Source organism: Streptomyces sp. NPDC001270, from assembly GCF_042896695.1.
Lineage (GTDB): Bacteria > Actinomycetota > Actinomycetes > Streptomycetales > Streptomycetaceae > Streptomyces.
Genome location: NZ_JBIAXM010000016.1, coordinates 138,292 through 148,546, shown reverse-complemented (window position 1 = coordinate 148,546; position 10,255 = coordinate 138,292). Strand labels below are relative to the sequence as shown.

Here is a 10,255-nt window from a genome sequence, read left to right as displayed (position 1 = left end):
GAAGGCCGGCAGGGCACTCGCAGGCGGCGGGCGCGGGCGCGACCACCGTGGTGGGCGCAGGCACCCCGCGCGACCGGCCCCGTGGGGACCGCTACCGGCCCGGCGGGGACCGGATCACTCATAGTCGATCCAGTCCGTGGCCTCGATCGCGGCCACCGTCTCCGCGAGCGCCGCGGGATCGGGCGCGGCTCCGCTCACTGCGGCCACGTTGCCGGCCGCGCCAATGCGCCAGTCGACGTTCGCGCCCGGCTCGGCCAGCGGCACCACCCGGTCCACGTGGGGCAGTTGGCGCAGCCCGCTCAGGCCACGCACGGACTTGACCCGGCAGGCTCCCATCGGCGGCACGATCAGATAGTGGAAGACGGCGGGGCCGCGCCCCACCGGATCGGCGGTGGTGTACGGGCGTCCCAGAGCCGCCTTGACCGCGATGTCGGCCGGGACGGTGGCGCCGGCGCGCACGCCCAGGTCGTCGACCCAGGCTCCCAGGCGGCCGTTGACCTCGATCACGCGCGGACCGTCGGGAGTCAGCTTGATCTCGACGTCCGCGACCCCGTGGACGCCGAGGGCGCCCACCGCCCGGCACGCCAGGTCGGACACCTCCCGGACCAGGTCGTCCGGCACCACCGACTGCCCGCCGTAGGCGCCGCGTTCCCGGAACGGTTCGGCGAGCGCGAACTTGCTGCTGACGAAGACCGGACGGACGTCGTCACCGCGGGCGACGCAGTCCACCGCCATGTAGTCGCCCCAGGGGGCGTCGACCGGCCGGCCGACCAGCAACTCCTCCAGTACGACCGAGGTTTCGGCCGGCCCGCCGATGCCGCCGAGCGCCGCCGCAACCACCGCACGGCACTCGTCCGCCGTGGCGACGGCGGTCGTGTTACGGCTCGACGCGCCGACGACCGGTTTGACGATCGCGGGCAGACCCACCCGCGCGATGGCCTCGTCCACCTGGTCGACAGCGGTCACGGTGCAGAACCGGAGGGTGTCCAGGCCCACTTCGGCGAAACGTTCCCGCTGACGGTCCTTGCTGGTGACGGCCTCCTGTAGGGACGGCGCGTGATAGGGCAGGCCGAGGGCGGCGGCCAGCCGGACGGTGTCGGCGATGCGGAATTCGCTGAACGTGATGATTCCGGCGGGTCCGAATCCGCGCAATTCGTCGACGACCGATGCCTCGGTCCGCCCCGCCGTGTTCACCACCCGGCCCAGCCTTTTCAGAACCGGAATCATCTGCTGCGCATGTTCCGTGTCGGCGACCACGAAAGCGACATTACAGCCATTGGCCCGGGCGACCTGGGACAATCGGAGCGGAGCGAGGCTTCCGACATCGTAGACGGCGAGGAGTACCGGTGAATCGCTCAAGTGGTCAGTCCTTCCCAAGTGATCGACGGTTCCCCTCCCCCGTCCATAAGGACGAGAAAGGCACCCAGGCGCATGAGAGGCGAATTGATCCTAGCCACTGACATCAACCTCGGCAATCGTCGGTTTTCGGCCAGCACTCTCGGCTGATTTCATCGCACCGCCCGGCAATCCTTCGCGCGCGCGAACAATCCGTGCAGTCAGCGGGATTAGCGAGTGAGGTGCGTCACATTCGCTGTCGTCGAGTTTCGCCACCTGCGGCACCGACCACATTCATAAAGGTCGACAGCCCAGTTCCATCCATTGATCGCGCCGGACCCGGAATCGTCGTGCGTGAGCCGGTCCCGGAATCGTCGTGCGCGAGATGAGATGAGGAGCCCAGATGAACCAGCCTCCGGACCCGGAAAACGGAGCGGACCGCCTTCAGGCGTTGTGGACCAAAGTCCTCGGAGCTGAATCCGAACTGAACCTGGGTTTCCTGGAGAACGGTGGGGATTCTTTCCAGGCCCTTACCCTCTCCACCATGATCCATGAGGAAACGGGCATCGAGATAGACTTCCTCGACATCCTGGAAAGCAAGAACGTCCACGCCATAAGTGACCTCCTGAAGTCCATGCCCGACACCCGCTGAATGTCTCGCCATCGGGCCCAGGAAAAGAAGATCCGCGATCGGAGGAACCCCGTGTCCGCTCCGCACGTCGCGGAAGACATGCCCTTCCCTGAACCGGCCGCCCCACGCCCGGTACGGATGATGTGCGTCCCCTATGCGGGGGCGGGCGCCGGCGTGTACCGGGGATGGCGGCAGGCACCCGGCGCGGTCCTCGACGTGATACCCGTCCAATTCCCGGGGCGTGAAGAGGAGTTCACCGTCCCGTTCCACCGCACCGTCCAGAAGGCCGCCGAGGACGTCGCCGGACGGGTCGTCAGGGACGCCGGCGGAACTCCCTTCATGATCTTCGGCCACAGCCTCGGCGCCGTCCTCGCCTACGAGGCGACCCGGTACCTGTGGGAAACCGGTGGCCCCCTGCCCCGGCACCTGGTGGTCAGCGGCTCGGTGAGCCCACGACGGCGCCGAACCCAGCAGCTGTCCGCCGATCCGGAGCGGGCCATCGCCCAATTGCGCGAGCTGACCGGGCAGGTGGAAGCCTTCGCCGACCCGGAACTCCGCGACCTCCTGCTGCCCGCCCTGCGCGCGGACATCGCCCTGCTCGACGGATACCACCCGCAGCCACGACGACCGCTGCCGATCGCACTCACGGCGATCCGCGGCGCCGACGACGCCACCGTACCGGTCGCCGACTGGCAGGACTGGGCGGCCTACACCTCGGCGGCCTTCCGGACCGTCGAACTGCCCGGCGGCCACATGTACCTCACCGAGTCCTGGCCGACCGTCCTGCGGACCGTCGAGGAGCTGGCGTGACGGCCACCGGGACGCAACGAAAGGAGTCGCCCGTGGCCGAAGCCGCCGCCTCGACACTCCACGAGATGTTCGCCTCCTCCGCCGTACGCCACCCGAACCGCATCGCGCTGGAAGTGGGCGGCCGGGAACTCACCTACGCGGAGCTGGACCGGCTGTCGGACCGGCTGGCCGAAAGGATCCTGCGCCACGTCGGCCACCGCCCGGAGCGAGTGGGACTGCTGGCCGCCCGCAGCCTCACGGCCTACGCGGGTTATCTGGCCGCGCTGCGTCTCGGCGCGGCTGCGGTTCCGCTGAACCCCGCGCACCCGCCCGCCCGGCACTTGGCCGTCGTCAAGGACGGGGCGCTCGACGTGGTCGTCGGCGACTCCTTGCGAGGGCAGGCCAGGGCGGAGGCGTCGCCGGACGTCGGCGTACGGTTCCTGCTCGTCGACGAGGCGTCGCTCGCACGCCTGACCGGCAGCGCGGCCGGTGCGCCGGACGAGGACGGCACGGGTGGTGAGGGCGGCCCGGGGCCCGACGCCGGCCGGAACGGCACGGTCGGCGTCGGCCGGGGCAGCGACGTCGGCGTCGGCGAGGATCGCCAGGGCACGGGGACCACCGCGCCCGGACCCGACGACACCGCCTACATCCTGTACACCTCCGGCTCCACCGGCACGCCGCGTGGTGTGCCCATCCGGCACGCCAACATCGTGCCCTTCATCGACTGGGCCGTTGACGCCTGCGGTCTCGGCCCCGAGGACCGCACCTCCCAGAACGTCGAGTTCTCCTTCGACGTGGCCGTCTACGAGATGTTCGTGACCTGGGCCGCCGGGGCCGCCCTGGTCGTGCCCCGCGCCAACGACGTACTGCGGCCCTCCCGGTTCGTCAACGACCGGCGGATCACGCACTGGTTCTGCGTCCCGTCCCTCGGCAGCATCGCCGAACGCACCGGCTCGCTCGCCCCGGGCTCCATGCCGACCCTCACCAAGGTCATGCTGGGCGGGGAGCGGCTCACCGCGGAACAGGCGCGGCAGTGGGCCGAGGCCGCGCCCAACGCCGAACTGCACAACATGTACGGACCGACCGAGATGAGCGTTGTGTGCGTGCACAAGAACCTGGGCGGCAACGGCCGGCTCGTCGCCGCCGGCTCCAACGGCACGATGCCCATCGGCGAGGTCCTGCCGCACCTGGACAGCATCATCCTGGGGGCGGACGGTCGGCCCGCGCCGACCGGCGAGTTGTGTCTGCGCGGGTCGCAGCGGTTCGCTGGTTATCTCGACCCGGCCGACAACGACAGCCGTTTCCTGCGCCGACGATCCGGTGCGGCCGCGTTCGTTCTGCCGGCCGGCGAGACGGTCCGCGACACGGACTGGTACCGGACCGGCGACCTGGTCCGCGAAGAGGGCGACGGCCTGGTCTTCCTGGGAAGGCTGGACGACCAGGTCAAGGTTCGCGGCCACCGCATCGAGGTGGGCGAGGTCGAGGCGCAGCTGACGTGCCATCCCGCGGTCCGCGAAGCGGTCGTGGTCGCCCACCGGGCCGGGGCGGAGGCGACGCTGGTGGCCCACTACACGGGTGCTGTCACCGCACCCGCCGAACTCACGGGATTCCTCCGTGACCGGCTCCCGCTCTATATGCTGCCGAGCCGCTTCCTGCACCAGGAGGCGTTCCCGCTCAATGCCAACGGGAAGATCGACCGCCGGTCGCTCCCCGCCCCCGACCCGGAGCAGGCACCGGGCTGAGCGGCGAGCACCCGGCCGGGGCGCCCACACCCACCACCACTTCGACTCGTTCCGGAGGAGACATGTCAGGCACCACGACCGGTGAGGAACCGAAGATTCTCCTCATCGGTGCTGGTGATCTCACCATACGGTTGGGTCATCTGCTCGCGAGCGCGGAACCGGAGACGCGGATCGTCCTGGCGAGCCGCTCACTGGAGCGAGCCACCCGCTTCGCGAACCTGACGAAGCTGGCGGCCGGCAACCTCGGTCGCACGCGTGAGGTCGAGGCGGTCGCGCTCGACATGGCCGACGTGGACCGCACCGCGGAGGAACTCCGGCGCATCCAGCCGACGATCATCTTCCTGGGCGCGTCCGTCCAGGCGGCCCGCGCCATCATGGACCTGCCCGGCGAGTTGTTCAGACGCCTGGACGAAGCGCAGCTCGGCCCGTGGCTGCCGATGCACCTCACGCTCGCCCACGAATTGATGCAGGCCGTGCGGGTCGCGGAGTCGGAAGCCGTCGTCGTCAACGGCGCCTACCCCGACGCGGTCGGCCCTGCGCTGGCGACCATCGGCCTCGCACCCGACGTCGGCATCGGCAACATCGGCAACATCGTGCCCGGCATCACCTGGGCGGCCGCCGAGGAACTGGGCGTGTCCCCGGCCGAGGTCGACGTGAAGGCCGTCGGACACCACTACTTCAGCCACCATGTGCACCGCTTCGGCGAGGCGCACGGCATTCCGCACCTGCTCGACGTGTCCGTCGGGGAGACGAAGGCAAACATCGACGCCGACGCGGCGTACGCGCGGCTGGCCGGCGGACTGCGGCGCCAGGGCGGCAAAGAAGGCCAGCAGCTGACGGCCACGTCCGCTGCACGCCTTCTCCTCGCACTGCTGTCCCACAGCGAGTGCTCCCTGCACGCACCCGCACCGGGCGGAATGGTCGGCGGCTACCCGGTACGTGTGTCGCGCGACGGCGTACGGCTCGACCTGCCACCCGGCATCGGCCCCTCGGCGGCAGAGGCCGTCAACCGGCAGTGCCAGAAGCTGGACGGAATCGAGCGCGTGGCAGCCAACGGCACCGTCCACTTCACCGACGAACGCATGGCGGTCATGCGGAACATGCTGGGCTACCACTGCTCGGAGCTGAAGGTCACCGACTCACGCGCCGCGGCGACGGAACTCGCCGAACGCTACGACGCCTTCCTGCGCCGGCATGGTCTCGGCGCATGACCGCGCAGACCGTGCTGTTCGACCTCGACGGCGTGCTCGTCGACAGCCAGGACGCCGAAGTGCGGGCTCTGCTCGACTTCGCCGAGAGCGTGCACGCCCGGGTCCCGGCCGTGGGCTTCGCCGAACTGGTCGCGGGCCGCCGCATGAGCGAGTCGGTCGGCATCATCGGACAGTACACGGACACCCCACTGCCGGACGACGCGGTGGCACAGGTGAGGGAGATCGCCGAGCGGTACCTGGGGACCCGGCTGCGCGCCACGCCCGGGATGGCAAAGGCACTGCGGGAGATCACGGCACCCCGGTACGTCGTATCGAACTCGCCCCTGAGCATGATCGAGGACCGCCTGCGCCGGACCGGACTCGCCGGCTTCTTCAACGGCTCCCACTTCTCGGCGTACGAACTGGGGACTTGGAAGCCGGACCCCGGGCTGTACCGGCAAGCGGTGGAACTGCTGGCAGTGGACCCCGAGACCGTCGTCGCGGTCGAGGACAGCGAGGTGGGAGTGCGCTCCGCCCACGACGCCGGTCTCCGGGTCTACTGGTACCGGCCGGACCGCCGCGAGGAGATCCGGTGTTCCCAACGAGTCCGCGTCTTCGGGGACATGAACGCCCTGCCGAAACTGATCGCCACCGACGCGTGACGGGGGCGGGCGCGGTGCCGTCAGCAGCCACAGAAGTATCTTCGGGGCACCCGTGACCACGAGGTGGATCACACAGTTTTGCTGCGATTTCGGCCGGCATCTTCAGGGATGTGGCCGCGCCGTCGCAGGCGGCGTGGCGCGTCGGTCGGCTTCCCTCTGGACCTGCGCCGTGCTGATGGCGGCCTGAAGCTGAAGCCAGGTGGGATCTGTTGCGCCGGCTGCGGTCGTCGTTGCCGGATCGTCTGCTTCCCATGTGCGGGTTCCGTCGGTAGTGACGCGGACACCCGCCTGGTCGTCGTTGTCGGCCGGCCCTTGCCCGGCAACCCGAAACGACTGCCGGGCCTGGGAGGAATCCGGGGCCAAAGCTGCCGTCGGCACGACCACCGCCATCGCCGACGGTGGCTACCGGGGCACCGGCCGTGTCACCCCGCACCACCACGAGCCCGGCCAGAACAAATTGCGAGGACGTGGAGCAATGCTCAGTACCTGTGGATCACTCCTGACGGAAGGAGGCGTACCTTCCCGATGGATCGATCGATAGGTGATCGAGCAAGGCCGACGTTGCCGCGTCGGTCGGGAAGACACGCCCGTGCTTACGGCAGTCAACGAGGACGGCACCACGCCAAGCGGCAGTTCGCTGCTGGATGAGATCGTCCGGGAAGGTGCACGGCGGATGCTGGCCGCCGCGCTGGAGGCCGAAGTAAACGCCTACATAGCCGAGTTGGCGGATGAGTGCGACGACAAGGGGCGCTGCCTGGTGGTCCGCAACGGCTATCACCAGTCCCGGCAGGTCACCACCGCGGCCGGCGCGGTCGAGGTGAGGGCGCCTCGGGTGAACGACAAGCGCGTTGACGAAGCCACGGGCGAGCGCAAGCGGTTCTCGTCCGCGATCCTGCCGCCGTGGTGCCGCAAGTCCCCGAAGATCAGCGAGGTGCTGCCGCTGCTCTACCTGCACGGCCTGTCCTCTGGCGACTTCGTACCCGCCCTGGAGCAGTTCCTCGGCTCGTCCGCCGGGCTCTCGGCGGCGACGGTCACCCGGCTGACGACGCAGTGGCAGGCCGACCACGCCGCCTTCATGGACCGCGACCTCGCGGAGGTCGACTACGTCTACGTGTGGGCCGACGGCATCCACCTCAACGTCCGCCTGGAGGAGGCCAAAGCCTGCGTTCTGGTGCTCATCGGGGTCCGCGCCGACGGCTCCAAGGAACTGGTCGCCCTCAAGGACGGCTACCGTGAATCGGGCGAGTCGTGGGCTGACCTGCTGCGGGACTGCGCCCGCCGGGGTATGCGCGCCCCGGTGCTCGCGGTCGGGGACGGCGCCCTGGGCTTTTGGAAGGCGCTGGGCGAGGTGTTCCCCGAAACCCGCGAGCAGAGGTGCTGGGTTCACCAAACGGCCAATGTCCTCGACTCGATGCCGAAGTCCGCGCAGCCGGGCGCGAAGAAGGCCATGCAGGACATCTGCAATGCCGAGCACCGCGACCATGCCGAGGCGGCGATCGAGACGTTCGCCCAGCTCTACGGCGCGAAGTTCCCCAAGGCGGTCAAAAAGATCACCGAAGACCAGGATCAGCTGCTGGCGTTCTACGACTTCCCGGCCGAGCACTGGATCCACCTGCGCACCACGAACCCCATTGAGTCGACTTTCTCCACCGTCCGGCTGCGGACCAAGGTCACCCGCGGCGCCGGCTCCCGCACCGCCGCCCTGGCCATGGTCTTCAAACTCATCGAGTCCGCCCAGCAGCGGTGGCGGTCCGTGAGTGCGCCCCACCTCGTCGCCCTCGTCCGCGCCGGATCCCGCTTCGAACGCGGACACCTCGTCGAACGCCTCGAAGCCCACGCGGCCTGACACACCTCAGCCGACCCTGTGTCCGTGCCGACGATTAGTTTTCGGCAACATGCGCGAGTCGGGAGGGGCAGTCATGGCTGAGGATCCGATCGATCTGATCCGCCTGGAGGGGGATGGCAATAGCGTCATTCTCCGGGTCACGGGGAAGGAGGAGCGGAAGCGTCCCACCGAGGCCGATGTCCTGGTCGGAGAGTTCGTGGTCGATACGCCCTTCGTCGGTGGCACCCTCAAGACCTGGATCTTCCCCAAGGACCTGCGGCAGTGGCAGCAAGCCCTGGACTCGCTCGACGCGGGCCAGGACATCGCCTGGCGCGAGGGAAAACGCGCTCCGTGGCTGTTCATCGAGCTCGACGAAGACGACGACCGGTGCCAGGTCACGATCAAGGACTATTCCATGTCCCTGACGACGGTGACGGTCACCGTCCCACTGGCCGACGCCTGTTCGACGACGCGTACCGGCGCCTGGACTTGGTCTGGGAGACCTGGCCCATGACCGAAGACCGAACCATGGCCGACGAACGAGTTTGCCAGCCTCAACTGCAGGCGACCGCCGATCACTGCGACAACTGCCGCGCTCGGTCGGCGTGCGGACGGCACGCCGGCGCCGCCCCCCGGCGAGGCCGGGGAGCGGCGAAGTGTGAGGCCGTGGCTCCGGCGCTGCACGGTCAGCTGCCCTGCAACCCCGCGAGGTTGATCCGGCCGCCCTGCAGCTGCGCGTGGTGCGGGGCGGCAAGCGAGGCGTCGGTGATGTACAGCTCGTGGCCGCGCACGGCGGTGGCGGTGGGGCTGGCCAGCCCGTCGGCCGCAGTGAGCACGGTGACCTTCGTGCCGTTCGGGTAGACCACGTCCACCATGTTCTGCGTGTTCAGCGCGGTGAACACAATGTCGGAGCGGGCAGAGAGGAAGTTGAAGTCGTCAATGCCCACCTCACCACCGGTCACCTGGTGGATGCGGCCCGGCTTCCCGGCAGCGGTCACGGGAACCCGCAGCAGGGTGCTTTTGTTGAAGTTTGTGACCCATACCGCCCCGTTGTGGTAGCGCAGCCCGTTGACGCCTATCGGTATCGAAGCCGTCGGGACCGGCGCGAGAGCCTGGTCGGTCAGCCACGTTCTGACTTGGCCCCCTGCGACCGGGACGGCCCAGATCGTGCCCTTGTAGCTGTCGGAGACGTAGAGTATGTGCCCGGAAGGGTCGATCGCTAGCCCGTTCGGCAGGCCGTCCGCGGGCAGGGCCGCGAGGCGGCTGGGGTGGCCGCCCGGGGGCAGCTTCCACACTCCTGCGCGCGAGGCGTCCTTGGACCACACGTTGTAGTAGATGGTCCCGTCGCTGCCCCGGGTGTTCCCGGTGAAGCCGTCACCAAGGACGCCGGTCACCAGCACAGTCTTGTGCTGCCCGTTGGCGCTCACCCGCACCAGCTCCGGCCGCTTGCCGGCGTAGCTGCCCAGCATCGAGACCGTCAGGGTGCTGTCCGGGTTGACGGTGATGTTCTCCGGTACCTCCCCGGCGGACCAGTCGAACGAGGCCACGGTCTTGACGTCCGTGACGACGGGCTTGGGGTGTTCCCGCCCCGCGGCGGCCGACGCGTAGGGGGCCGACACGAAGACGGCCGCTGCGGCAGCTACGGCCGCAGCGAGGTTGAGTTTCTTGCTCATGGGTTGGGTTCCTTCTCTTCGCTGTTGTGCTGCGCTGTGCGGTGCGGTGGCGGATGAAGCGGCCGCAAGCCAGGTCATCGCAGGGGTGAGGCCGGGGTGGGGACCACACGGGTGACGACGGACTTCTCGGGGATCAGCAGGTCGTAGACGACCGGGCCGATCTCGTTCTTCCAGCGGTCGTGCTCGTACACGGCTGTGTACAGGGCCTCGCTCTGGGCTTCGTCCTCGAACCGGCGGATCCACACGTAGCCGTCCTCGTCCTCGGCGTCGACGAAGGAGGCGGTCACGTCCATGCCCAGCGAGGCCTGGAACGGGATGACCACGTCCTCCATGTAGCGCACCCACTCCTCGCGGCGTCCGGGCTGCGCCTGGTAGCGGCGGATCTCGTAGTACACGGTGCTGCTCCTG

At 69.2% G+C, this 10,255-nt stretch carries 10 protein-coding genes and 1 pseudogene; 8 read left to right on the top strand and 3 right to left on the bottom strand.

The window, feature by feature from the left end:
• Positions 1–114 precede the first annotated feature (114 nt).
• The gene (locus ACFY2B_RS26480; RefSeq protein ID WP_390765564.1) at positions 115–1,359 is read right to left on the bottom strand and encodes an acetyl-CoA carboxylase biotin carboxylase subunit family protein; all 1,245 of its coding nucleotides are present in this window, start codon (positions 1,357–1,359) and stop codon (positions 115–117) included.
• Positions 1,360–1,738: 379 nt separating this feature from the next.
• Between ACFY2B_RS26480 and ACFY2B_RS26475 the strand changes: the two genes are divergently transcribed.
• From ACFY2B_RS26475 to ACFY2B_RS26440, 8 genes and pseudogenes are all read left to right on the top strand, one after another.
• Positions 1,739–1,987 carry an acyl carrier protein gene (locus ACFY2B_RS26475; protein WP_390765563.1) on the top strand — a complete coding sequence of 83 codons (249 nt, stop codon included), beginning with the start codon at positions 1,739–1,741 and terminating at the stop codon, positions 1,985–1,987.
• 51 nt (positions 1,988–2,038) lie between these two features.
• Positions 2,039–2,776 carry a thioesterase II family protein gene (locus ACFY2B_RS26470; protein ID WP_390765562.1) on the top strand — a complete coding sequence of 246 codons (738 nt, stop codon included), beginning with the start codon at positions 2,039–2,041 and terminating at the stop codon, positions 2,774–2,776.
• 32 nt (positions 2,777–2,808) lie between these two features.
• Positions 2,809–4,497, top strand: a complete 1,689-nt coding sequence (locus ACFY2B_RS26465; protein ID WP_390765561.1) for an amino acid adenylation domain-containing protein — start codon at positions 2,809–2,811, stop codon at positions 4,495–4,497.
• Between the two features lie 62 nt (positions 4,498–4,559).
• Entirely contained in the window at positions 4,560–5,708 is a 1,149-nt protein-coding gene (locus ACFY2B_RS26460; RefSeq protein WP_390765560.1) for a hypothetical protein, read from the top strand.
• A complete protein-coding gene (locus ACFY2B_RS26455) occupies positions 5,705–6,349 on the top strand; it encodes an HAD family hydrolase (protein ID WP_390765559.1) in 645 nt (214 codons plus the stop codon). The genes ACFY2B_RS26460 and ACFY2B_RS26455 overlap by 4 nt, the downstream gene beginning before the upstream one ends.
• A gap of 273 nt (positions 6,350–6,622) precedes the next feature.
• Positions 6,623–6,809: pseudogene (locus ACFY2B_RS26450) on the top strand (IS5/IS1182 family transposase); the annotation flags it as partial.
• A gap of 129 nt (positions 6,810–6,938) precedes the next feature.
• Positions 6,939–8,195 carry an IS256 family transposase gene (locus ACFY2B_RS26445; protein WP_390765558.1) on the top strand — a complete coding sequence of 419 codons (1,257 nt, stop codon included), beginning with the start codon at positions 6,939–6,941 and terminating at the stop codon, positions 8,193–8,195.
• A 73-nt stretch (positions 8,196–8,268) separates the two neighbouring features.
• Positions 8,269–8,688, top strand: coding sequence for a DUF5959 family protein (locus tag ACFY2B_RS26440; RefSeq protein ID WP_390765557.1), 420 nt, complete (start codon positions 8,269–8,271; stop codon positions 8,686–8,688).
• Positions 8,689–8,860: 172 nt separating this feature from the next.
• Here ACFY2B_RS26440 and ACFY2B_RS26435 read toward each other — a convergent pair whose 3' ends face one another.
• Positions 8,861–9,847, bottom strand: coding sequence for an SMP-30/gluconolactonase/LRE family protein (locus ACFY2B_RS26435; protein ID WP_390765556.1), 987 nt, complete (start codon positions 9,845–9,847; stop codon positions 8,861–8,863).
• A 74-nt stretch (positions 9,848–9,921) separates the two neighbouring features.
• On the bottom strand, positions 9,922–10,242 hold the full coding sequence (locus ACFY2B_RS26430; protein ID WP_390765555.1) for an NIPSNAP family protein: 321 nt from the start codon (positions 10,240–10,242) through the stop codon (positions 9,922–9,924).
• Positions 10,243–10,255 lie beyond the last annotated feature (13 nt).